This window comes from Pseudoalteromonas sp. 11L1 (genome assembly GCF_055397545.1).
In genome coordinates this window covers 339,333-361,586 of sequence record NZ_AP041141.1, presented here as the reverse complement: position 1 = coordinate 361,586, position 22,254 = coordinate 339,333, and the positions used below count along the sequence as shown (strand labels likewise).

The window sequence follows — 22,254 nt, the reverse complement described above, 5'->3', positions numbered from 1 at the left end:
TTTACTGAGCATGACACTCTTATTTTGCAGTACGCTAACTGTAGCTGCAACGGGAAAACTATTAGCAACACCGGGTGTCTCTCAAGTTGAAGGCAGTGCAGGAGGAGGGTTAGTTCCTTGGGCGCAGCTAGCAGGTTATGCTAGTGAGGACGAATGGGCTGTTAATGGCTTTTGTAGTCGTGCTGATGTAACAGATTACCGCCTAGATGCCTGTGGTGTGCAGCTTAACCTATTTAATCGTGTTGAACTGAGTTATGCCGTGCAGCAGTTTGATGTGCCTGCGCTCAATACAGAAATAGAGCAGTCAATTTCTGGGGCAAAAATTCGTTTATATGGTGATATAGTATACAGTAAGTGGCCCCAGCTAAGCATGGGTGTACAGCATAAATCACTGGATGATGGCGCAGTTGCAAAGTTGGTTGGCGCAAAAAATACCAGTGGGACAGATGTGTACCTAGCAGCCAGTAAATTACATTTGGGCGCACTTGCTGGGTACAACTGGTTTTGGAATGTGACCACCCGTTACAGTAAAGCCAATCAGTTAGGGCTTTTAGGATATGGAGGGGCTAATGAAGGTAGCCATATTTTACTAGAAGCAAGTAGTGCGGTGTTTGTAAGTCGTGAACTTGCTATTGGCATTGAGTATCGACAAAAAGCCAATAACCTAGGTTTAGGCGAACAAGATTGGCGCGATTTATTTATAGCGTGGATGCCTAATAAACATGTCAGTGTAACGGCGGCCTATTTAGACTTAGGGCGGATTGCTGGTGTTGATAAACAAACCGGCTGGTATTTATCGGTTACGGGGTATTGGTAATGAAACTGAGTGTATTTATTTTTTGTTGTTTAAGCTTACTTTCAGGGTGTACAACACAACCTAACACTTCTCTGTATCACCAACTTGGCGAGCGAGCTGGGCTTGAAAAGTTAACTGACAGTTTTATTGCCCAAATAGGCAATGATAAACAAGTGTTTCATTACTTTGAACACAGTAATATTAGCCATTTTCGACAAGGGTTTATTAGTCATTTATGTTCGCTGGTTGAGGGTCCTTGTGAATACAAAGGCGACTCGATGGTTGCGATTCATACAGGTATGAATATAAATGAAAAAGACTTCAATCACGTTGTCGATTTATTAATAAATGCAATGAACGAGCAAAATATCCCACATACAGTGCAAAATGAAATTTTAGCTAAAATGGCGCCATTGCGTGGCGAAATTATTAAGATTTAATTTTTATAATCAAATGCATACATGTAAAAATATGCTGGGTATTACTCACTTGTAATTTTGGCAAGATCTGCCGTTTTATATCGTCTTTGCATATGAATACTCGCTCTATGAATTAAATTTCTGATAAATGTACTGCGGTTGGAATGAGAGCCTGCATTAGCGCTTGTTATTTCACTAATAAAGCTTCGATCTTCGGCAACAGGATAGGGTTTTATGCCTATCATATTTAGGCCTACTTCAGTATGAAACTGCATATCGACATCCACCGGTCTAAAAAACGGTTTTCTTTGCAGTAGTTTTTTAGCGCCGCTTAGTGAAATGATGTAGCCTTGAGTGCCGTTTGGTGCTTTTTTATAGTTGCCAACTGTTAGGTTATTTTCTAATAGCGTACTGTCAATAAATGGAAAGTTTCGATTATCAGATAACTTGATTAAATCCCAGTTTTTTAATTTAAGCGCCGCATCAACAACATCTTTTAGTGAAGCTTCAATGAAAAGGTCATCCTCTAATACAACACAATAAGCGATATTTTCATCGACCATTTTTTGCCAAAGGCGCATATGGCTTACATAGCAACCAATTTCACCTGCAGATAGGTTGCGATTGTAACGTTTTTTATTTTTTTTCGGGCAATACCACTTGAGGATTTCTTGTTCACTAAGGTTTTTGCCAATGGTCGCTTCAAAACGTTCAGCATTTAAGTGTAGACTGGTAAGTCGCTTTAGGGTTGTTTCCCAACGGTCTTCGCAGCCTTGCATATTGATAATGTAAAAAGGGATTGGCATAATTTTATTTTATTTAGAAACCTCAAAGCAGCTATTTTAGCATTATTATAATTTGTAACCAGTCTAAATTCTGTTTATAAACAGGCTGTAATAATATATAGCTATTTCATTTCCTTAAATTTGGCAAGACGATGAAAAACATAGTCAGTGCAAAATGGTTACATGCGCGTTTAGAGCAAACTAACTTAGTTATTTTTGATGCAGGTATGCTACGCCCCTCTGCTGCAGGGGAGTACTCGCCCGTTGCTATGCTACCCAAGGCACAACGGTTTGATATCAAAAAAGAACTCGCAGATACTTCAAACCCATTACCCAATACCTTGTGTAGTGCAGAGCAATTTACTCAGGTGATGCAAAAAGCAGGCGTTAATCACGACTCATTGGTGGTGATTTATGAGGATGCGGGGTTATTCAGTGCAGCTAGAGCCTGGTGGATGTTTAAAGCCATGGGGTTTAATAACGTAAAAGTCCTCAGTGGCGGTTTAGCCAAGTGGCTTGAACTTGGGCTTGTGGTTGAGTCAAATTATACACAAGCATCACTAAAAGGCGACTTTATTGCTCATTACCAACCTGGTTACTTTATTGATAAAAAGCAGGTACTAAGTGCTACTGAGGATGCCAATACGGTCATTTTAGATGCGCGTGCTTATGAGCGCTTTACGGGTAAAAATAAAGAGCCAAGAGCGGGTATGCGCAGCGGCCATATTATTAATAGCTACTCGCTACCTTTAAGTAGTTTATTAGAAAATGGCGAGGCAAAATCACTCGACTTTATACAAACACAGTTTAGTGAATTAGTCGGTAATGCAACCCAGATACAGTTTAGCTGCGGTTCGGGTGTTACTGCCTGTGCGCTTGCATTGTTCGCTGATGAATGCGGATATAATAATTTAAGTGTTTACGACGGATCGTGGAGTGAGTGGGGCGCTGATAGCTCACTGCCTATTGCTGTGGGTGGTTAATTTAACTATAGGGACAATTTTTACACCCGTTTTTGCAGCAAGTACCACGTTTTAAAAAATACCACTTACTAAACACCATGTAATTATTCTGCATGGTGTAATCTAACCCTTCAATTAAATTATCATGGCTTCTAAATTGTTTAGCAAAAGCGATTTGAGCTTTTATTGGTTGAGTGTATATAGTCTCTAAATAGCTATTTATTTTAGCAAGAGTACATAAGCGGCATAAGCAGCTGGTTGCTGTATCATCGAGTGGTAAAATAGCGGGTAACTGATAACACCAACATGCGGTAATATCATTAACATTACAGTTAAGCGTTGTATTACATTGGCTGCAGTTTATCTGGGTCATTTTAGGTCTTATTAACAGTAGAGCAGCAAGAATAACAAACATTATGAATATACAAAAAGCATTGGCTGAATTTATTACTTTTGGGGAGCAAAGAGATAACGCCATTAGTGTGATTGTTTCAACCGCAGCAAACAATCAAACCTACCTGTACACACTCACAAAGCCTGTACTAATTAATGTACTTACGCGTTGTTTCAATAAAGAAATTGATATTGACGATTTACAGCTGTGGGCAAATGTTATTGAGTCGCGAGATGACATAAATTGCGCTGAGCATGAAGGCGTTATTTACGCGCTAAGTAATAGCGAGCAAATGGGCGAGTTGACTCATCAAAAGCTCGCACAGTTGTTAAAGCTGCTACAGCAGTAGCAGGTGGTTATCAGAAAATATGAAAGGTTTTAAGCAATAGGTTTCAGATGTTAGTAACCACTACAGGGCTTATCTCTAGCTGACAACTGAAACCTAAAACCTGTTCTTAAAGTTTACTTATGATAGCTCAAGCAAGTTTCCACTTCGTCTTTAGAGCCTAAAATAACCGCAACTCGCTGATGGATAGCATCAGGCTGAATATCCATAATACGCTCAGTGCCTGTTGAAGCAATACCACCTGCTTGCTCTACTAGCATTGCCATTGGATTTGCTTCATATAGTAAACGTAGTTTATTAGGTTTATTAGGATCTTTAGTGTCAGTTGGGTAAGTAAATAAACCACCACGGCTAAGTACACGATGAACATCGCCAACCATTGCAGCAATCCAACGCATATTGAAGTTTTGAGCGCGAGGGCCTGCATCTCCGGCAAGTAAGTCATTAATGTAGTTTTGCATCGCTGGTTCCCAGTGGCGCTGGTTAGAGGCATTAATTGCAAATTCATTAGTTTTAGCAGGAATAGCGGCAAAATCTTGAGTAAGTAAAAAGCTACCTTGGGTTTTATCTAAGGTAAACATGCGTGTACCTTTACCCGTTGTTAGCGCAAGCATAGTTGATGGGCCATACAGTACGTAACCTGCAGCCACTTGTTGATGCCCAGGTTGCATAAAAATCTTTTCATCAGCAGCATCTGAGCCCACAGGTGCTTTCATAATCGAAAAAATAGTACCTACAAGTGAGTTAATATCGGTATTTGACGAGCCATCAAGTGGATCAAATGCAACAATGTACTCGGCATCTGAGTTACCGGCAACAGTATAATCTTCTTCTTCAGAGGCAATCGCTTTAACTGTGCCTGACTCCAGCAATATATCTTTTAATAACTGATTAGACAGTACATCGAGTTTCTTTTGTGTTTCGCCTTGAATATTTTCATCGAGGGTTGAGCCTAATACGCCCGATAATTCACCTTGACCGACGCGAAATGAAATTTCTTTACATGCCGCTAAAATTGTACGAATTAACGACAAAAGTTCTCTTGAACAGCCATCTTCTAGTAATACTGGTGGGAGTCTACGCATTCTTTTTTCCTGATAACGTGTTAAAACTAATCATAATGTGAGAGAGATTAGTTTAGAGCGCTGAAATTCGTCTTAAATAACTGTATTGTATAAATACCCCCCTATAATGGGGTACCTACATCGCATTTAAAACGCTAATAACAAAGATAAGATTATGCAAAAAATATCACGATTAAGTTACATACTCTTTACTGTGCTGCTCTGTATGATAACTCAAGCGCACGCAGCAATTAAGTCTATTGACGAATTTACTGAAAAAATGAACCATTTCCCTGGTTATTTTTCTTTCTTTTATGATACCCAAAACGGCAATGTGTATTTAAAAGTTGATAAACTTGAGCAACAATTTTTACTACAGCATAGCTTGCCTTATGGTGTTGGCTCTAACGACATAGGTTTAGATAGAGGCCAATTAGGCGGTACCTATTTGGTACAGTTTGAGCGCTTTGGCAACAAGGTGATGTTACGTGCCGTAAATACTTACTACCGTGCAAACACGAGTAATATAGCAGAGCAGCAAAGCGTTAAAGAAGCGTTTGCATCCAGCATTTTGGCGGGTTTTAAAGTTGTCGCTCAAGATGACAATGCTGCATTAATAGATTACACCCCTTATTTACTGAGTGACGTACATGGCGTAAGCCGTACTTTAGCTGCGCGCAAGCAAGGGCAGTTTAGCCTTGATGAGTCACGCAGTGCGGTATTTATGAATCGCTCAAAAGCATTTTTGAAAAATACTGAACTTGAAGCCATTCTCACCTTTAAAGGGTCTAAACCAGGTAAATACGTTCGCCAAGTGAGTGCTGATCCTTACGCTTTGAGTGTGCACATGCACCATTCACTTATTCAACTGCCTGATGATAATTACACGCCACGAAAATTTAGCCCGCAATCCGGTTATTGGAGTGTGGAGCACAAAAATTATGCAGCAGGGCTCGATGAGTCTATGTACGTGCGTTACATTCCGCGTCATCGTTTAGCAAAAAAAGATCCAAGCCTAGCAGTTAGTGAGCCAGTAGAGCCTATTGTTTATTACTTAGATCCAGGGGTACCTGAACCAGTAAAAACGGCTTTATTAGATGGCGGGCAATGGTGGAATGACGCTTTTAATGCTGCAGGCTATAAAAATGCCTTTAAAGTTAAAGTGCTACCAAGTAATGCAGATCCTATGGATGTGCGCTACAACGTTATTCAATGGGTGCATCGAGCAACTCGAGGTTGGTCGTATGGCAGTTCAATTATAGACCCACGTACAGGCGAAATTATTAAAGGCCATGTGACACTAGGGTCGCTGCGAGTGCGTCAAGATATCCTTATTGCTGAATCACTCGCTGCGCCTTATTTAAAAGGCAATGAAGTGGCAGGTACTTTACATGCTATGGCACTTGATCGTATTCGTCAGCTCAGCGCTCATGAAATTGGTCATACACTGGGTATTGCGCACAACTTTGCTGCGTCAGTAAATAATCGAGCTTCGGTGATGGATTATCCGCATCCGTTATTGAGCTTTGCAGATAATGGTCAGTTAGACGTATCTCATGGTTATGCTAAAGGTATGGGCGCATGGGATACGCAAGTGATCAAATATGGCTACAGTGATTTTACCGGCCAAGATGAAAGCGAAGCACTCGCTGCTATTTTACAACAAAATAAATCGCTAGGTTTGGCGTTTATTTCTGACAGTGATGCCCGTGCAAAAGGTGGAGCGCACCCTACAGCGCATCTTTGGGATAATGGCAGTAATCCAAGTGAAGAATTACTTAGAGTGCTTGATGTGCGAAAGCAGGCGCTTGGGCAGTTTGGTATTAACAATATAAAAACTGGGGTTGCACTGTCGCAGTTAGAAGAAAAGCTAGTGCCACTTTACTTGTTCCACCGTTATCAAGTTGAAGCGGTTGCAAAGCTTATTGCGGGCGTTGATTATGACTATGAAATTCGTAGTGATGCACCCGTTAAAGGCGCCCAAGTTGTAGCTAAAGAGGCTCAGCAACAAGCCGTTAATGCTATTTTAGCCACCCTAAAAGCAACTAATCTAACGCTGCCAGAGTCGATACTTTCCTTAATCGTACCTAAAGCGTATGGCGAGTCTAAATCACGAGAAAGTATAGTGGGTCGTACCGGCTTAACTATGGATGCACTTGCATTGCCTGAAGTGGCCGCGCAGCATAGCTTATCGCTATTACTTAATGCTCAACGATTAAATCGATTAGCACAGCAGCAAGCACGTGATAACCGCTTTTATAACCTAGATGAGCTACTTAAACAGTTAAATAAGCAAGTGTTTAATGTATCAGCACCTGCCACCATGACAGGAAAAGTAACACAACGAGTACAGTACCTAACGGCAAAAGCCATGGCTGATCTTGTGGCTAACGACGGTTTAAGCCCTGAAGTGCAAGCGCAACTGCATTTCTATTTAAGCAAACTTGCTGATGAGTTTAATCAGCACTCTTTGCTAGGCCACCCTGAAGTGGGTGACAGCGCATTTAAAAACTATTTATCGTCGCAAATTAATCAGTTTTTAACAACAGGCCAGTGGCCTGATAATTTTAAAGCCCTGCCAATACCACCAGGCTCACCTATTTAATAGTACAAGCCAGAGGATAAAGGCGCTGTGTAAACGTTACGTTTCATGGTGCCTTGTTTTTAGGGTGTTACTTTTGCTTGCATAAAGTTGGTTTTTTGTTAATCTAGCAACCCCCTATTTTAGTCTTTTTGAGGTGTTTATGGCGTTTTTATCTCGTTCGATATTGGCGTTATCAATGGCACTTTTAAGCTCCAATGCAATCGCACAAAAACAATGTGATGTTGAACTTCGTCATGGTTTAATTATTACCGATGATGTGATCCGTATTGTTGATAAAGGCCAAACAAGGGTGCAAATTAACAATAATAATCAATTGTTTATTCGAGGCTACTGGGTCGATTTAAGCACCGACGAAAGCAAAGTGCTAGAACAATTTAGCAATGGTATTCGTCAAACAGTTCCTGAGTTGGTCGATTTAGCGACCGATGGCGTTAACCTAGGACTCAGTGCTATTGAGCATGTTGTTGAGGGCATGTCAGATAAAGAACCCGAAGTGCTAAAAACGCAATTACAATATGTAGAGCGCGCACTTATGGATAAGTTTAAACGTGGCGACGATTTCTTTTTTATAGCTCCTCAATCGCTTTCCCAAATTGATGATTTTTTTACTAAAGAAATTAGTCAAAAAATACACTCAGCTGTACATGGCTCTTTGGGTGCTATTTTAATGTCGCTTGGGGATGCGTTTAAATCTCGAGAAGGCAATATAGAAGACCGCATGAACGACATGGGGCAACGCATGGATATCATCACCAAAGAAATCGATAAGTCGTTACAGAAAAAAGCCCATCAATTAGAACTTAAAGCCTCTGAATATTGTGAATGTTTAAACTCTCTAGATATTACTGAGTCTCGGCTGCAAGCGATTGTACCTGGGATGACAGACTTTGATTTAGTACAGATTAAATCGTAAGAACAGAGATTAGGCAAGATTATAGAAGGCAACGAGCATCGAGCCTAGAGCGGCAGGTGAACAGCCCGAACCTCGTGAACCATTTCCTATCACCTAAACAACCTCACAGTTTTATCTCTGCGGCAGTTAATGGGCGGTATTCACCTGCAGCCAAATCTTCACCTAACTTTATACCCGCAATTTGTTCACGATGTAGTTCAACCACTTTGTTATCTACCGCTGCTAGCATGCGTTTCACTTGATGGTACTTCCCCTCAGAAATCGACAAACGTAAACCGTAACTCCCTTCGCGTTCAGCAATAGCAGGGCGAGTTAAATCTTTTTCATTGTGTAACTGTACACCATCGCGTAGTTGCTGCAGTGCATCGTCGGTAATCGGCTCTTGGGTTTCGACTAGGTAGGTTTTAAACTTATTCTTTTTCGGCGAGGTAATTTTATGTGACCACTCGCCATCATTAGTAATAAGCACTAGGCCTGTGGTGTCTATATCTAAACGCCCGGCAATGTGAAAGTCGGCCATGTTTGGCTCATCAAGCAAATCAAATACGGTTTTGTGTAACTCATCTGAATTAGCGCATACATAACCTACCGGCTTATTGAGCATAAAGTAGCGTTTACCTAAAAACACTAATGGCTGATCATGAAATAACACGTCATCTTGTTGAGTAACTTGAAAGTCGAATGCCGTGATCACCTCGCCATTAACGCAAGCCACTTGGCTTTTTATTGCTGCGCGGGCTTTTGAGCGTGGTAACTCTGCTAAATGGCTAATAAATTTATCTAAACGGCAAGGAAATTTCATGTTGTTCACATTTTTAGTCGGCTACAATGGCCGCGAGTATAGCGGATAGTGAAATACCATGACAGAGCCCAGCACAGAAATTTTAAGCCTATACCATAGCAAGGTTTCATCAGGAGAGCTTGATTTCGATGCGGCGCAGCACCAAGCCGTGAGTGCGTTACAGTCTTTAAGTGAGCAATTAAATCAGCCTGCAAGCTGGTGGCAAAAAGCACCTTCAATAAGGGGAATATATTTATATGGCCCGGTTGGCCGAGGTAAATCTATGTTGATGGACTTATTTTATGAAAACTTACCCACAGAGAAAAAGCAGCGCCTGCACTTTCATCATTTTATCGAAAAAGTTCATGCTCAATTGGCCAAGTTACAAGGGGATAAAAATCCGCTGCAAATAATTGCTAAACAGTGGGCCAAAAAGATAAAAGTGCTGTGCTTTGATGAGTTTTTTGTTAGTGATATTGGTGACGCCATGATCATGGCTCGGTTATTTAACGCTTTATTTGAACAAGGCGTGGTGCTAGTAGCAACCTCTAACGCAAAACCGGAGCAACTTTATTACAACGGTCTGCAACGCGCGCGATTTTTACCAACTATCGATTTAATAAATGAACATTGTCGTGTAATTAACGTAGCGGGGGAGGAAGATCATCGCTTTAGATACGGCAGAAGTAGTCGTCATTATTTTATTAACTTGCCCGATGCTGAATTTGAGGCTGGGTTTTTATCCGCACATTCTCAAGCAATGCGTAATAATACAATAACTGTGCATGGCCGAGTGCTTCCTTATTTATTAAAAACTGACGATGCTTTACTGATTGATTTTATGGCATTGTGCTCAGGCCCTCGTAGCGCCAATGACTATATGTTTTTAGCAGAACAGTTTTCGGTAGTATACATCGCGAATGTGCCAATAATGGGAAAAGAGGCAACTGGTAAAGTTATTGTACATGGTATAGAAGACAGTTATCAGCGCGAAAAGCAGCAGTTAGATGAGCATACTTTCGATGATGAAGCTCGGCGCTTTATTGCCTTAGTCGATGAGTTTTACGATTGCCACAAATTACTGGTAATTAATGCTCAGGCCGACATAAACGAGTTATACCAAGGTAAAAAGTTAAGTTTTGAATATGCGCGAACCCAGTCACGGATTGTAGAAATGCAAAATTGGTAAGTACAACATTAAAACACCGCATTTAATTTAAATGCGGTGTTTTAATTTTAAGCTGATAACTTAAAGAAGCCTTTATGACTTATATCCATTTGGATTATTTGATTGCCAGCGCCAAGTATCTTGCATCATCACATCAATACCACGCTCAGCTTGCCAACCTAGTTCACTAAGGGCTTTTTCTGGCGCAGCATAACAGGCTGCAATATCACCTGGGCGACGAGGTGACACCGCATAAGGGATTGCTTGGTCGCTAGCCTTAATAAACGCATTGACCATTTGTAATACTGAATAGCCGTTACCGGTACCAAGGTTATAAACAAGCGCACCGGTTTCTGCGGCTATTTTATCAAGTGCTTTTAAATGCCCTAGGGCTAAATCTACAACGTGAATGTAATCGCGAACACCAGTACCATCTACCGTGTCGTAATCATCGCCAAATATAGCGAGCTGCTTTAATTTACCAACCGCAACTTGTGAAATGAAAGGCAGTAAATTATTAGGAATGCCATTAGGATCTTCACCAATTAAACCTGACTCATGTGCACCAACAGGATTAAAGTAGCGCAAAATAGCAAACGCAAAGCGCTCATCTGATTTAGCGATATCTTGCAGCATCATTTCAACCATTAGTTTAGACGTACCATATGGGTTGGTTGTACCGCCAACGGGGAAGTCTTCGCGTATTGGTAAGCTTGCAGGGTCACCATAAACTGTTGCAGATGAGCTAAATACCAGTTTAAACACACCCGCGTCACGCATAGCATCAACTAGTGTTAATGTGCCTTGTACGTTATTTTGATAATACGCGATTGGTTTGGCTACCGACTCACCAACCGCTTTTAAACCTGCAAAATGAATTACACTATCAATGTTATGTTTTGCAAATACTGAGTCTAAAAAGGATTTATCTAAAATATCACCTTGATAAAAAGTAATTGCTTTACCGGTTATTTTTTTCACTCTCTCAAGTGATTCTTCAGAGGAGTTACTTAAGTTATCGATAACGATAACGTCGCTGCCTTGCTGTAAAAGTTCTAAAACGGTGTGTGAGCCAATATAGCCTGCGCCACCGGTTACTAAAATTGCCATGAATGCTCCTTGGAAACCTCTGTTCAATTACCCTAATTTCACCATAAATAATGAGTTTTTACATGTATTATTTTATTTGCTTTGTAATAGTATGATCGTAAACCGTACTTTCGATTACATTTTGTGCAATTTTAATAACACCTCAGTGTAAAGATTAAGTTATAGTTCATATGTAATTGCTAAAGTGATGTATAGCGATTTGTAAAATATTCAATTGATCACAATGATCAAAATACTCGTTGGAGAAACGTATGAACTTAGTTAAAAAAATAGCAATGTTGATGTGTATTGCACTACCGAGTGTTGTTTGCGCGGGTGAGGCTCAAGTGAAATGGCATGACTTTAATGATTATCGCGATGTACGCCCATCCAACCAAACTAAAGGCTCATACCATAAGCAAATAGCCAAAAGTATTGATGAACACTTTGCAAAGCTCAGCGAGCAACTTCCTAAAAACTACAGTTTAAACATTGAAGTAACCGATTTAGATTTAGCCGGAGACGTACGCTATGGCGGTGTTAACGAAATCCGAGTGGTTAAACCTATTCACTTTCCACGCATTGAATTTAATTATGTGCTTAGTGATGAAAGTGGCGTTGTCGCACAAGAAGATAACGTAAGCTTAAAAGATATGGGTTTTATGGATAAAATCAAAATGGGTCGAGATGAAGCATTTTACTACGAAAAACGCTTATTAACAGAGTGGTTTGGTGAACAAATTTTACCGCGTATCAAGTAAGCTAAAGCTAATAATGCAAAGCATCTACTTTGGTAGACGCTTTGCAAAGCAGTTGCTCATTTTTATTTAAAGGTCGCTAACAAGGTTAGTAAGTTTTGTAGTTTAATAACTGCTTGTTTTAGCTTTTCTTCGTCTAAACCGTCGCTTGATAAGCTTTCTACATCAGCGGCAACGTCTAAAACGTACGGCTTAAAGCGTTTAGCTTCAAAGCTAAATCCAGCGTCCTCGGCAAATAAGGCTTTAAATTTTCCGTGGCCTTGCTGTTGTAACTCATCGAGTTTTTTATCAGCATCAAGCGCCTGACGGTAAACAATTTTTAAGTTGGCGTTGAGTTGTTCAATTATAGAATCCATGGTTTTCCTAAAGCTTAGTGCAATGTTGCCGATAAATACTTAAGTGGGTTGGTAAAGTAATTTACCAATTCAGCGACTATAATACGTGTATTACATTTAAATGTCAGGTGTGAGTTATGAATATATCAGGTGGAAATCTACCTACAATCCCTGGTGCAGGCCAAGGCGCAGAGGTTTTAACTGCTGCTTTATCTAAAAAGCAACAGCAAGCTGATGGCGCCGCTGCACTTGCGCTTATTGAAGGTGCTACACAAACCTCAAGTGCACAAACACCGGCTAAGTCGGTTACTGCAACACTTGGGAATAATGTAAACGTTTATGTTTAAACCAATTTGAGGTCGATAGGGGTTTTACTTTTTTGGCCTCCTATTTCTCTAACTAGTTTAGGCACTAAAAATCCTGGCAGGGTCTCTAAAAGCTCTGCCATTATTTTTATGGCTTGTGCCTCATCTATATCAAAATGACTTGCGCCTTCTACTTTATCTAGTAAGTGTAAGTAATAAGGCAATACATTTGCATCAAACAACGCTTCACTTAAGTTTATTTGCGCATCAACTGTATCGTTCACGTCTTTTAAAATAACCGCCTGATTTAATAGCAGTACATTGGCTTGTTTTAGCATGTTCATGGCGTTTTTAAAGTCACTATCTATTTCGTTAGCATGGTTAATATGATTCACGAATATAATTTTTAGTGGTGACTTTGCTAATCTTTCACATAATTGTTCAGTAATGCGTGCAGGGATCACAACAGGTAAGCGGCTGTGTATGCGCATCCGTTTTATTTGTGGTATTTGCTCAAGCTCATCTAAAAACCAACTAATAGCATCATCTTTGGCCATTAGTGGATCGCCACCACTTAAAATCACTTCGTTAATATTTTTATCAGCTTGTATATAGCTCAATGCATCAATAAGGCTGCGTTTATTTAACTGGTTTTCTTGATAAGGAAAATGGCGTCTAAAGCAGTAGCGGCAATTTACCGCACAACCAGTTTTAAACATGACTAAAACACGCGACTTATATTTATGTAACAGACCTGGTTGATTGTTATCTTGCTCAAGTAGCGGATCTTTATTAAACCCTGATTTAGTTAAAAACTCTTGATGGCGAGGCATAACTTGCAGCAATAAAGGATCATTTGCATCGCCGTGACGAATTTTTTTTATAAAAGGCAATGGCACACGAACAGGAAACAAGCTACGAGCTTTTATGTCGTTTTCATGGACTTGGCTCGATAAACCAACCATTTCTAACAACACTTTTGGGCAGGTAACTACATTTGCTAATTCTTTTTGCCAGTTTTTATGCAAATTTGCTTCATTTCTTTGTATCATTGGCACGTAGATTACTCGAAAAATATAAATAGAGGAAACGATGGCGAATTATAGCACCAACGAGTTCAAGGGCGGCCTAAAAATTATGATGGACGGCGAACCTTGCAGTATCTTAGAAAATGAAATGGTAAAACCGGGTAAAGGCCAAGCGTTTAACCGTGTTCGTATCCGTAAGCTTATCTCTGGCAAGGTACTTGAAAAAACCTTTAAATCGGGTGAATCGGTTGAAGGTGCTGATGTAATGGATACCGATTTAGCGTACCTATACACAGACGGTGAATTTTGGCATTTCATGAACAATGAAACATTTGAACAAATCGCTGCTGACGAAAAAGCACTGGGCGATGCTGGCAAATGGTTAGTTGAAAACGATGTATGTACTATTACATTATGGAACGGCAGCCCAATTGCTGTAACTCCACCAAACTTTGTTGAGCTTGAGATCACTGAAACTGATCCGGGCCTTAAAGGTGATACAGCAGGCACGGGTGGTAAACCAGCAACGCTTAGCACAGGTGCTGTAGTGCGTGTTCCATTATTCGTACAAATTGGCGAAGTAATTAAAGTAGACACTCGTAATGGTGAATACGTGAGCCGTGTTAAGTAAGCAGTAACGCGTCTTATTAATTAAATCCCAGCTTAAGCTGGGATTTTTTTTGGAGAAAATATGTCAGCAGATCTTTGGAAGCCGAGTGCCAGCATAGAAATACTTAAGCAACGCGCAGCAATTATGCGCAGCATTCGGGAATTCTTTTATGAGCGTAATGTAATGGAAGTCGAAACACCGAGTTTAAGCGCTGCCAGTGTAACCGATGTACATTTAGCCAGCTTTAATACTACATTTGTAGGCCCAGGCCATGCTGCTGGGCTACCCCTGTTTTTGCAAACATCTCCAGAGTTTGCGATGAAACGCTTGTTAGCGGCCGGCTCAGGCGCTATTTTTCAGCTTTGTAAGGCATTTAGAAATGAAGAAGCGGGTAGTCATCATAATCCTGAATTTACTATGCTTGAATGGTATCGGCCTGGGTTTGACGAATTTGCTTTAATGGACGAAATAGATCAGCTGATGCAGCTCATTCTTGGGGTTGATCCTGCAGAGCGGATTACTTACCAACAGGCGTTTGAGCGCGCGCTAGGGCTCGATCCATTAACTGCCTCTATCACGCAGTTACAACAACTCGCATGCGATCATGGCTTTGCTGATATTGCTAAAAACGAGACTCATAAAGATACCTTGCTGCAATTATTATTTTGTATGAAAGTAGAGCCAACAATAGGACAAGATAAGCCATGCTTTGTGTATCACTTTCCGGCATCACAAGCGGCACTGGCACAAATTTGTGAACACGATGAGCGAGTAGCAGGGCGCTTTGAGTTGTATTATAAAAATATGGAACTGGCTAACGGCTTTAATGAGCTCACTAATGCTAAAGAACAAGCAAAAAGGTTTAACGAAGACAACACCTATCGTGCTGCTAACAGCTTAAAGCAAGTTCCTATGGATACGCGTTTAATTGCGGCATTGGAACATGGTTTAGAGCAATGCGCGGGGGTTGCATTAGGGATTGATAGACTCGTGATGCTAGCAACCAATAAACAAAAAATAAAAGAAGTGATTGCGTTTGATGTGGCAAGAGCTTAAAGCAGCTAATAGCTTTTAGCGGTCAGCTATCAGATAAAAAAACACCGCGTTTGCATTAAACGCGGTGTTTTCTATTCTCGAACTGACAACTGGTTCGCTGTATTACAGATTAAGTGTAAACGTAACGCCGGCTACACGTGGCTCACCTAGTTGAATATAAGTTTGGCTTGTATAGCCATCTAACGGATTGTTACCAAATTCAAAACCGCGAGTTGGAACGGTTTCATCAAACACATTACGTGCCCATGCACGAACTGCCCAGCTTTCAGCCTCGTAACCAAGGCTTGCATTCACTAAGTTTGTATTTGGAGCCTGTGCATTATGGCTGTCTGAGAAGTAATAATCATCTTTACCTTCAACACCTAACATAGCATATAGCTCATCAGTAACATTGTAGCGTGCACTAAATGCGTATTGATATTTAGGCGCTTGTGCTTGTTCGCGGCCATCTTGGTTTAAGCCCGATTTAGTCACAAAGTCGTTTATTTTCGTATCTAAATAGCCAGCACTACCACTAATGAGTAAATTATCAGTAAGTAAGTAGCTACCTTCAATTTCAAGGCCGTAGTTGCTGCCAGAGCTGGCATTGGCGACATAACCGGTAAATTGTTGATCTGATACTTGCCACGACTTTAATTGAATATTATCGCGGTGCATATAAAAAGCAGCTAAACGCAGAGTAAACTTGTCATCTAGCGATGAGCCTTTAACACCAAACTCACCACTCCATAAGTACTCTGGATCAAAGCTGGTATGCTGTTTGAAAAAATCAGCATCTAAGTTTAAACCTTCATCTTTTGCTTTTGCTAGCGCTTCTGAATTAATACCACCGGCTTTGTAACCGCGGGTGATACTGGTATAAATCATAGTGCGGTCAATAACTTGGTATTCAAGTGCAATTTTACCACCGAGCATAATATCATCAGTTTCTTCAATAAAGCCGTTACTATCGGTGTAATCACCTTGATATTGCTCAACTCGTAAACCAGTAATAAGCGTAGTTTTTGGGCCTATTGATGTGGCTAATTGGCCATAAGCTGCAATGTTATTAGTTTCATAGGTTGAAGCAAACGGATTGGCTAACCACGTATATTGACGCTCTAAATCCACATCACGGTTTTGATAGTAAATACCCGCAACCCAGTTACCTGCTTTACCAGTAAATTTCAGGTCGAGCGCTTGATCATCACGATCGCGGCTATAAATATCTGTTGAACTATAACCATAAGGATGTAAACCGGCGGCACATAATTGCGGCTTATTAGTATCGTTACACACCCAGTCTTCATCAAAGCTATAAAAAAGTTCTGTATCAATAGCTGAAAGGTTTAAGCTCACATCAAAGGCATCAAAACCAGTGTAAGTATTATTCAGGCCAATAGCATAACTTTGTTGATTATCTTCGCCTGGTTGATCAGCAAGGCTGTTGCGAGAATTATCAAGAGTAAATGCATCGTAACCGTTATTAATATCAATATAATGCAGGTTAAGTTCTGAATTTAAATGAGCTGTAAGCTGGCTGTTTAATTTAAAGCGTGCAACTTGCTCATCTTGATCTTGAGTGGGTTTATCTAAATAAATATTATCGACGTAGCCGTCAGACTTTCTGCGAAAGTAGCTAACGCGGGCACTGGTGTCATCTGTTAAACCTGTACTAGCAGCAAGGCCTGCTTCGTGGCTGTTATAAGTGCCGGCACCTAAATGTAACTTTAAGCTAGGGTCGCTGGTTGCACTAGCTGATTGCATTTGGATCATGCCCGCCATACCATCTGCACCAAAACGTGTACCTTGAGGACCGCGGTAAATTTCTACTTGGTCAATATCAAACAATAATGAACTACCACCTAAGCCTGAATAATTAATACCGTCAATTACTAAGCCCACAGATGGATTTATCGGGTCAACAAACTGCGAGCGTAAACCAACACCGCGAATTTGAATATAACGACCGCGAGACGCACCAGCAGCAAAGTTTACATTGGCTGCACTGGCTAACATTTCGTCTAAATACGTTGCACCACGTTGATTCATTTCATTTTCAGAAAATAAGCTGGCACTGGCGCTTAATGTTTGAATGCTTTCTTGCTGAAAGTCACCGGTAACAATGATTTTCTCTAGTTCGGTGTCATCTGCGTTAGCATATATAGGTGCTGCGAGCAGGGGTAATAACGTGGCTGTAATTAAAGACAAACGTAAGTTCATTAGGTTACTTAACTCCATTTTAGGGACTTGTATGGTAGCAATTATTTCAACACTTGTGCTATAAACGCGACAATTATACGTTAAATAATTGGGATTACTAATATGGCCTTTAAAGTAGACTTTAAGGTGCGCGACTACGAATGTGACTTACAAGGTATTGTAAATAACAGTGTTTATTTTAATTATCTTGAGCACGCTCGCCACGAGTTTTTATACGCACACGGCGTTGATTTTGCACAGCTTGCAAAAGATAAAATTAACTTAGTGGTGATGCGCAGTGAAATGGATTACAAACATTCCCTATTGCCTGGAGATGAGTTTTATGTGGCGGTAGAGCCTGTGCGTATTAGTCGTCTTAAGTTTGCATTTAAACAAACGGTAGTGCGCAAACAAGATGAAAAAGTGATGCTCAATGCCTTAGTTATTGGTACATCAGTTAATGAAAGAGGTCGTCCATTTTTACCACCACAGATAGATGACTTATTCCAAGCCGTTGCATAGTTTTAAATAGCATGAATTTTAAACAAAAATTTACATTTAAAATATGCATTTTTAACGGATAAACCTGACAAATATTGATACTATTACATTAATTAGACACTAAGTTTGTAATAACATGAAATTAGCAGCAATACCGATGCTTATAATCGGTTTATGTGTTGGTTGCGCATCAACAGGGACAGTTACCACTGAGCAGCTAAAATATACACAATGGCAATTATCAAAGGTTGATGATTTGGCCATTCCCGCGTCCTTTAAAGCATCAATGAGCTTTATCGATGCGCTACAAATAAACGGCTTTACCGGATGTAATAAGTTCTTTGGTGAAGGCTCACTTGAAGACAGTAGCCTGAGCGTAAGCAAATTAGGTATGACACGTAAATCATGTGGCCCTGAACTGGATGAGTTTGAACAACAGTTTTTACAGGCTCTGCAGCAAGGTGCAGTGCTTAACATGCAAGACCAAACATTGGTAATGCAAGCTGAACAAAAATTTGTGTTTATCCCAAAATAATTTTTGAGTTTTGAAAAACAGCCCCTTGCAGGGAATTTTCAACTGGCGTACACTCGTCGCAGATTTGATCAAAACATTATCAAATCAACGAACAATTCAAATACTTGTCGGAGTGCCTAAGTTTTATTTAGGCTGAGATCGCGAAAGCGGGATCCGTGAACCTGATCAGGTTAATACCTGCGTAGGGAACAAGCTGCCTAACTAGGACGCTTGTGCGTCTTTTTTTATGCGCACAAAAAAGCAACCTCCGTCTTAGGCCGCAAAGTCGCATAAAGCTACTTTACGATCTTTCTCTATTCCTCAGCGGAATATCTGACAAGACAACCCTTTAGCAATGAGGTAAGTCATGTCAAATACAACAAATAAAGCCACCCGTCGCGAAACTCGTGCGGCCGCATCAGATTATATTTATAACTTAACCGGTCAGCCGTTTCCAAGCTCCCATAAAGTATACGTTGCAGGTAGCCAGCAAGGCGTACGTGTGGGTATGCGTGAAATCACATTGAGCGATACTTTTATTGGTGGTGATGAACAAAACCCAGTGTATGAGTCAAATGCACCACTGCGTGTTTACGATACATCAGGCCCGTATACCGATCCTGAATTTAAATTGGATGTGCGCAAGGGACTTAATAAATACCGTGAACAATGGATTGAGAGCCGTAATGATACCGAAGTACTCGAGTCGGTAACCTCACAGTTCGCACAGCAGCGTATGGCTGATGATGGGCTAGATCATATTCGCTTTGAACACCTTCCAAAAATACGCCGTGCAAAAGCAGGTAAAAATGTCACCCAAATGCATTATGCCCGCCAAGGGATAGTCACCCCAGAAATGGAATATGTAGCGATACGTGAAAACATGGGGCGTGCGCAAATACGTGAAGAGTTACTAGCTGCGCAGCATAAAGGGGAGTCGTTTGGCGCGAGTATCCCTGAGTTTATTACTCCTGAATTTGTGCGTGATGAAATTGCTCGTGGACGCGCTATTTTACCTAACAATATTAATCACCCAGAAACCGAGCCTATGATTGTTGGTCGTAACTTTTTAGTTAAAGTTAACGCCAATATAGGTAATTCATCAGTGGGTTCATCTATCGAAGAAGAAGTTGAAAAAATGGTGTGGTCAACCCGTTGGGGTGCCGACACCGTAATGGATTTATCAACAGGGCGTTACATTCACGAAACCCGTGAATGGCTGGTACGTAATTCGCCAGTCCCTATTGGTACTGTTCCAATTTACCAAGCACTTGAAAAAGTCAACGGCGTAGCAGAAGACCTAACCTGGGAAATATTTCGCGATACTCTGATTGAACAAGCAGAACAAGGCGTTGATTACTTTACCATTCATGCTGGTGTGCTATTGCGTTATGTGCCAATGACGGCAAAACGCGTAACCGGTATTGTGTCACGTGGTGGCTCAATTATGGCTAAATGGTGTTTAGCGCACCACAAAGAAAACTTCTTATACACTCACTTTGAAGATATTTGTGAAATTTTAAAACAATACGATGTGTGTTTTTCACTCGGTGATGGTTTACGTCCGGGTTCTATTGCCGATGCGAACGACGAAGCACAATTTAGTGAGCTACGTACCTTAGGGGAACTGACAAAAATAGCTTGGAAACATGATGTACAAGTGTTCATAGAAGGCCCTGGACACGTGCCTATGCATATGATCAAAGCCAATATGGATGAGCAGCTTAAACATTGCGACGAAGCGCCATTTTATACCTTAGGTCCACTGACCACCGATATTGCCCCAGGGTATGATCATATTACCTCAGGGATTGGTGCTGCGCAGATTGCTTGGTATGGCTGTGCGATGCTGTGTTATGTAACACCTAAAGAGCATTTAGGTTTGCCAAATAAAGAAGATGTAAAAGAAGGCCTTATTACTTACAAAATTGCCGCTCATGCGGCCGATTTAGCGAAAGGTCACCCAGGTGCACAGGAGCGAGATAACGCGCTATCAAAAGCGCGCTTTGAATTTAGATGGCATGACCAATTTAATATTGGTTTAGACCCGGTTCGCGCCCGTGAATATCATGATGAAACACTGCCGCAAGAATCAGGCAAAGTTGCGCATTTTTGTTCTATGTGTGGCCCTAAATTTTGTTCCATGAAAATAACCCAAGAAGTACGCGACTACGCCAAAGATCTAGAAGCGCGCGGTATTGATCCTAATAACGTGGGTGATGCCATTGAAATCAAAATGGTTGATGTTGAGGCCGAGATGAAAGCCAAATCTGAAGAGTTTAAGCAAACAGGCTCAGAGATTTACCATAAAGCGCTGTAGCACAGCTTTCAGTTATTAGCTGTCAGCTATCAGCGATAAAGTAAGCAGCGTAGAGGCAAGAGTTGCTTTACTGACAGCTGAAAGCTGGTGGCTATGAGCTACATTTAGGAGTGTTTATGTTTTATAACATTGCTGTGGTGGGTTTTGGTTTAGCAGGGCGGTTGGCCGCGCTTGAGTTAAGTAAGCAACATCGTGTTACCGTATTTGAAGCCGATGATGAACATACTCAGAACAGTGCCGGTAAAGTGGCAGCAGCGATGCTAGCCCCCCTAGCTGAGTCTGTTATGTGCGAACGTGAATTGGCTTTAATGGGAGTGGATTCTATTACTCGATGGCCTGCTATTTTAGAACAACTAAATAGCGAGGTATTTTTTCAACAGCAAGGTACCCTAGTGGTTGCTCATCCGCAGGATAAAGGCGACTTACAAAGCTTTGCACAGCGAATCAAACCGTTACTAAATTTTAGTGCTCAAGCAATTAATGCACAGCAAATTGAGCAACTAGAACCTGAACTGGCTGGTCGATTTAGCCAAGGCCTATTTTTGCCCGGTGAAGCACAAATAGATAACCAAGCCTTTTACAAAGCCAGTTTTAGGTTGCTAAATAAGCGCAAAGTAAAGTTTGTATTTAATCAGCGCGCCAGCATCTTTGATAACAAAGTGAATAATCGAGAGTTTGATTACATTATTGATTGTCGAGGGCTTGGAGCCAAACAAGATCAGCCCCTTCGAGGCGTGCGCGGGGAAGTGGCAAGACTCTATGCACCCGAGGTTAATTTATCTCGGCCAGTGAGGTTAATGCATCCGCGTTATCCTATTTATATAGCACCTAAGCCGAATCATGAATATGTGATTGGTGCCACCGAAATTGAGTCTCAAGATAGCGGGGCGGCAACGGTGCGTTCAACGTTGGAGTTACTTTCAGCCGCTTATACAGTGCACAGCGGTTTTGCCGAGGCTCGACTGTTAAATATTCAAACCGGGCTTCGACCTGCGTTTAGCGATAACTGCCCACAAGTTACACAATTAGGGCAGGTAATTAGTATTAATGGATTATACCGCCATGGCTACATGATCGCGCCGAGTTTAGTTGCTGATGCTGTTGCCAGAATAGAGTGAGGAATGATGGATATAATAATTAATGGTAAAGCGCTCACCCTAACAAGAAGCGAACTAAAACAGTGTTTAATTGAGTATGGTGCTAAAGCACCGTTTGCAGTAGCCATTAATGGCCAGTTTGTACCTCAAGAGCAACATGCTAACTACACACTTAATGATGGTGATTGCATTGATGTGTTATCTCCGATTCAAGGAGGGTAACCATT

Annotated in this window: 24 protein-coding genes and 1 riboswitch; of the genes, 16 read left to right on the top strand and 8 right to left on the bottom strand. The window is 41.0% G+C overall.

The features are described from left to right. Nucleotides 1–10: 10 nt before the first annotated feature. Both ACZ5WS_RS01760 and ACZ5WS_RS01755 read left to right on the top strand, forming a co-directional pair. Complete coding sequence (locus ACZ5WS_RS01760) at nt 11–817, top strand: DUF3034 family protein (RefSeq protein WP_464711460.1); 807 nt, start codon at nt 11–13, stop codon at nt 815–817. After that, nucleotides 817–1,236 carry a group I truncated hemoglobin gene (locus tag ACZ5WS_RS01755; protein WP_054202515.1) on the top strand — a complete coding sequence of 140 codons (420 nt, stop codon included), beginning with the start codon at nt 817–819 and terminating at the stop codon, nt 1,234–1,236. The genes ACZ5WS_RS01760 and ACZ5WS_RS01755 overlap by 1 nt, the downstream gene beginning before the upstream one ends. A 41-nt stretch (nt 1,237–1,277) precedes the next feature. Here ACZ5WS_RS01755 and ACZ5WS_RS01750 read toward each other — a convergent pair whose 3' ends face one another. Beyond that, the gene (locus ACZ5WS_RS01750) at nt 1,278–2,021 is read right to left on the bottom strand and encodes a glycosyltransferase family 25 protein (protein ID WP_464710275.1); all 744 of its coding nucleotides are present in this window, start codon (nt 2,019–2,021) and stop codon (nt 1,278–1,280) included. A 131-nt stretch (nt 2,022–2,152) separates the two neighbouring features. Between ACZ5WS_RS01750 and ACZ5WS_RS01745 the strand changes: the two genes are divergently transcribed. Further along, complete coding sequence (locus tag ACZ5WS_RS01745; protein WP_464710273.1) at nt 2,153–2,983, top strand: sulfurtransferase; 831 nt, start codon at nt 2,153–2,155, stop codon at nt 2,981–2,983. Between the two features lies 1 nt (nt 2,984). Here the strand turns inward: ACZ5WS_RS01745 and ACZ5WS_RS01740 are convergent, their stop codons facing one another. Further along, on the bottom strand, nt 2,985–3,335 hold the full coding sequence (locus ACZ5WS_RS01740; RefSeq protein ID WP_055012293.1) for a DUF5522 domain-containing protein: 351 nt from the start codon (nt 3,333–3,335) through the stop codon (nt 2,985–2,987). A 43-nt stretch (nt 3,336–3,378) separates the two neighbouring features. On the opposite strand from ACZ5WS_RS01740, the gene ACZ5WS_RS01735 reads away from it, so the two are divergent. Next, nucleotides 3,379–3,705: a hypothetical protein gene (locus ACZ5WS_RS01735; RefSeq protein ID WP_069438841.1), complete on the top strand. Its 327-nt coding sequence runs from the start codon at nt 3,379–3,381 to the stop codon at nt 3,703–3,705. A gap of 113 nt (nt 3,706–3,818) precedes the next feature. Here the strand turns inward: ACZ5WS_RS01735 and ACZ5WS_RS01730 are convergent, their stop codons facing one another. After that, nucleotides 3,819–4,787, bottom strand: a complete 969-nt coding sequence (locus tag ACZ5WS_RS01730) for a class 1 fructose-bisphosphatase (protein ID WP_138607119.1) — start codon at nt 4,785–4,787, stop codon at nt 3,819–3,821. Between the two features lie 154 nt (nt 4,788–4,941). Here ACZ5WS_RS01730 and ACZ5WS_RS01725 point away from each other — a divergent pair, with 154 nt between their 5' ends. Continuing rightward, a complete protein-coding gene (locus ACZ5WS_RS01725; protein WP_464710268.1) occupies nt 4,942–7,371 on the top strand; it encodes a zinc-dependent metalloprotease in 2,430 nt (809 codons plus the stop codon). A 139-nt stretch (nt 7,372–7,510) separates the two neighbouring features. Beyond that, on the top strand, nt 7,511–8,284 hold the full coding sequence (locus ACZ5WS_RS01720) for a YggN family protein (RefSeq protein ID WP_010390508.1): 774 nt from the start codon (nt 7,511–7,513) through the stop codon (nt 8,282–8,284). A gap of 103 nt (nt 8,285–8,387) precedes the next feature. On the opposite strand, the gene rsuA is transcribed toward ACZ5WS_RS01720, so the two are convergent. Continuing rightward, entirely contained in the window at nt 8,388–9,086 is a 699-nt protein-coding gene (gene rsuA, locus ACZ5WS_RS01715) for a 16S rRNA pseudouridine(516) synthase RsuA (RefSeq protein ID WP_138607115.1), read from the bottom strand. A 58-nt stretch (nt 9,087–9,144) separates the two neighbouring features. On the opposite strand from rsuA, the gene zapE reads away from it, so the two are divergent. Further along, on the top strand, nt 9,145–10,254 hold the full coding sequence (zapE, locus tag ACZ5WS_RS01710) for a cell division protein ZapE (protein WP_464710264.1): 1,110 nt from the start codon (nt 9,145–9,147) through the stop codon (nt 10,252–10,254). A gap of 72 nt (nt 10,255–10,326) precedes the next feature. On the opposite strand, the gene galE is transcribed toward zapE, so the two are convergent. Beyond that, nucleotides 10,327–11,343 (bottom strand): UDP-glucose 4-epimerase GalE, encoded by a 1,017-nt coding sequence (galE, locus tag ACZ5WS_RS01705; protein WP_138569808.1) that lies wholly within the window; start codon nt 11,341–11,343, stop codon nt 10,327–10,329. Between the two features lie 251 nt (nt 11,344–11,594). Between galE and ACZ5WS_RS01700 the strand changes: the two genes are divergently transcribed. After that, nucleotides 11,595–12,083: a DUF3016 domain-containing protein gene (locus ACZ5WS_RS01700; RefSeq protein WP_178954788.1), complete on the top strand. Its 489-nt coding sequence runs from the start codon at nt 11,595–11,597 to the stop codon at nt 12,081–12,083. A 62-nt stretch (nt 12,084–12,145) separates the two neighbouring features. Here ACZ5WS_RS01700 and ACZ5WS_RS01695 read toward each other — a convergent pair whose 3' ends face one another. After that, entirely contained in the window at nt 12,146–12,436 is a 291-nt protein-coding gene (locus tag ACZ5WS_RS01695; protein WP_010390514.1) for a hypothetical protein, read from the bottom strand. 116 nt (nt 12,437–12,552) lie between these two features. Here ACZ5WS_RS01695 and ACZ5WS_RS01690 point away from each other — a divergent pair, with 116 nt between their 5' ends. Then, the gene (locus tag ACZ5WS_RS01690) at nt 12,553–12,762 is read left to right on the top strand and encodes a hypothetical protein (protein WP_013463951.1); all 210 of its coding nucleotides are present in this window, start codon (nt 12,553–12,555) and stop codon (nt 12,760–12,762) included. Here the strand turns inward: ACZ5WS_RS01690 and epmB are convergent. After that, nucleotides 12,759–13,772, bottom strand: a complete 1,014-nt coding sequence (gene epmB, locus ACZ5WS_RS01685) for an EF-P beta-lysylation protein EpmB (protein WP_464710262.1) — start codon at nt 13,770–13,772, stop codon at nt 12,759–12,761. The two genes, ACZ5WS_RS01690 and epmB, sit on opposite strands and share 4 nt — an antisense overlap. 40 nt (nt 13,773–13,812) lie before the next feature. Here epmB and efp point away from each other — a divergent pair, with 40 nt between their 5' ends. Next, nucleotides 13,813–14,379: an elongation factor P gene (gene efp, locus ACZ5WS_RS01680; protein WP_010390517.1), complete on the top strand. Its 567-nt coding sequence runs from the start codon at nt 13,813–13,815 to the stop codon at nt 14,377–14,379. 60 nt (nt 14,380–14,439) lie between these two features. Beyond that, nucleotides 14,440–15,414: an elongation factor P--(R)-beta-lysine ligase gene (gene epmA, locus ACZ5WS_RS01675; protein ID WP_464710260.1), complete on the top strand. Its 975-nt coding sequence runs from the start codon at nt 14,440–14,442 to the stop codon at nt 15,412–15,414. A 102-nt stretch (nt 15,415–15,516) separates the two neighbouring features. Here the strand turns inward: epmA and ACZ5WS_RS01670 are convergent, their stop codons facing one another. Beyond that, on the bottom strand, nt 15,517–17,616 hold the full coding sequence (locus tag ACZ5WS_RS01670) for a TonB-dependent receptor (RefSeq protein ID WP_464710259.1): 2,100 nt from the start codon (nt 17,614–17,616) through the stop codon (nt 15,517–15,519). A gap of 102 nt (nt 17,617–17,718) precedes the next feature. Here ACZ5WS_RS01670 and ACZ5WS_RS01665 point away from each other — a divergent pair, with 102 nt between their 5' ends. From ACZ5WS_RS01665 to thiS, 5 genes are all read left to right on the top strand, one after another. Then, entirely contained in the window at nt 17,719–18,117 is a 399-nt protein-coding gene (locus ACZ5WS_RS01665) for an acyl-CoA thioesterase (protein WP_131690427.1), read from the top strand. Between the two features lie 115 nt (nt 18,118–18,232). After that, entirely contained in the window at nt 18,233–18,631 is a 399-nt protein-coding gene (locus ACZ5WS_RS01660) for an META domain-containing protein (protein ID WP_283235058.1), read from the top strand. Between the two features lie 98 nt (nt 18,632–18,729). Then, a riboswitch (TPP riboswitch) is annotated at nt 18,730–18,836 on the top strand. A 141-nt stretch (nt 18,837–18,977) separates the two neighbouring features. After that, nucleotides 18,978–20,930, top strand: coding sequence for a phosphomethylpyrimidine synthase ThiC (thiC, locus tag ACZ5WS_RS01655; RefSeq protein WP_008115478.1), 1,953 nt, complete (start codon nt 18,978–18,980; stop codon nt 20,928–20,930). 116 nt (nt 20,931–21,046) lie between these two features. Beyond that, nucleotides 21,047–22,048 carry an FAD-dependent oxidoreductase gene (locus ACZ5WS_RS01650; protein WP_138607102.1) on the top strand — a complete coding sequence of 334 codons (1,002 nt, stop codon included), beginning with the start codon at nt 21,047–21,049 and terminating at the stop codon, nt 22,046–22,048. A 6-nt stretch (nt 22,049–22,054) separates the two neighbouring features. Further along, entirely contained in the window at nt 22,055–22,249 is a 195-nt protein-coding gene (gene thiS / locus ACZ5WS_RS01645) for a sulfur carrier protein ThiS (RefSeq protein WP_171039615.1), read from the top strand. The last annotated feature ends 5 nt before the right edge of the window (nt 22,250–22,254 follow it).

Coding starts and splice junctions, on each gene's coding strand:
- ACZ5WS_RS01735 (WP_069438841.1), top strand. CDS start 3,379: ATGAATATACAAAAAGCATTGGCTGAATTTATTACTTTTGGGGAGCAA.
- epmA (WP_464710260.1), top strand. CDS start 14,440: ATGTCAGCAGATCTTTGGAAGCCGAGTGCCAGCATAGAAATACTTAAG.
- ACZ5WS_RS01720 (WP_010390508.1), top strand. CDS start 7,511: ATGGCGTTTTTATCTCGTTCGATATTGGCGTTATCAATGGCACTTTTA.
- ACZ5WS_RS01755 (WP_054202515.1), top strand. CDS start 817: ATGAAACTGAGTGTATTTATTTTTTGTTGTTTAAGCTTACTTTCAGGG.
- zapE (WP_464710264.1), top strand. CDS start 9,145: ATGACAGAGCCCAGCACAGAAATTTTAAGCCTATACCATAGCAAGGTT.
- ACZ5WS_RS01650 (WP_138607102.1), top strand. CDS start 21,047: ATGTTTTATAACATTGCTGTGGTGGGTTTTGGTTTAGCAGGGCGGTTG.
- ACZ5WS_RS01740 (WP_055012293.1), bottom strand. CDS start 3,335: ATGACCCAGATAAACTGCAGCCAATGTAATACAACGCTTAACTGTAAT.
- epmB (WP_464710262.1), bottom strand. CDS start 13,772: ATGATACAAAGAAATGAAGCAAATTTGCATAAAAACTGGCAAAAAGAA.
- ACZ5WS_RS01690 (WP_013463951.1), top strand. CDS start 12,553: ATGAATATATCAGGTGGAAATCTACCTACAATCCCTGGTGCAGGCCAA.
- ACZ5WS_RS01695 (WP_010390514.1), bottom strand. CDS start 12,436: ATGGATTCTATAATTGAACAACTCAACGCCAACTTAAAAATTGTTTAC.
- thiS (WP_171039615.1), top strand. CDS start 22,055: ATGGATATAATAATTAATGGTAAAGCGCTCACCCTAACAAGAAGCGAA.
- thiC (WP_008115478.1), top strand. CDS start 18,978: ATGTCAAATACAACAAATAAAGCCACCCGTCGCGAAACTCGTGCGGCC.
- ACZ5WS_RS01700 (WP_178954788.1), top strand. CDS start 11,595: ATGAACTTAGTTAAAAAAATAGCAATGTTGATGTGTATTGCACTACCG.
- rsuA (WP_138607115.1), bottom strand. CDS start 9,086: ATGAAATTTCCTTGCCGTTTAGATAAATTTATTAGCCATTTAGCAGAG.
- ACZ5WS_RS01725 (WP_464710268.1), top strand. CDS start 4,942: ATGCAAAAAATATCACGATTAAGTTACATACTCTTTACTGTGCTGCTC.
- ACZ5WS_RS01730 (WP_138607119.1), bottom strand. CDS start 4,787: ATGCGTAGACTCCCACCAGTATTACTAGAAGATGGCTGTTCAAGAGAA.
- ACZ5WS_RS01670 (WP_464710259.1), bottom strand. CDS start 17,616: ATGAACTTACGTTTGTCTTTAATTACAGCCACGTTATTACCCCTGCTC.
- ACZ5WS_RS01760 (WP_464711460.1), top strand. CDS start 11: ATGACACTCTTATTTTGCAGTACGCTAACTGTAGCTGCAACGGGAAAA.
- efp (WP_010390517.1), top strand. CDS start 13,813: ATGGCGAATTATAGCACCAACGAGTTCAAGGGCGGCCTAAAAATTATG.
- ACZ5WS_RS01665 (WP_131690427.1), top strand. CDS start 17,719: ATGGCCTTTAAAGTAGACTTTAAGGTGCGCGACTACGAATGTGACTTA.
- ACZ5WS_RS01660 (WP_283235058.1), top strand. CDS start 18,233: ATGAAATTAGCAGCAATACCGATGCTTATAATCGGTTTATGTGTTGGT.
- ACZ5WS_RS01750 (WP_464710275.1), bottom strand. CDS start 2,021: ATGCCAATCCCTTTTTACATTATCAATATGCAAGGCTGCGAAGACCGT.
- galE (WP_138569808.1), bottom strand. CDS start 11,343: ATGGCAATTTTAGTAACCGGTGGCGCAGGCTATATTGGCTCACACACC.
- ACZ5WS_RS01745 (WP_464710273.1), top strand. CDS start 2,153: ATGAAAAACATAGTCAGTGCAAAATGGTTACATGCGCGTTTAGAGCAA.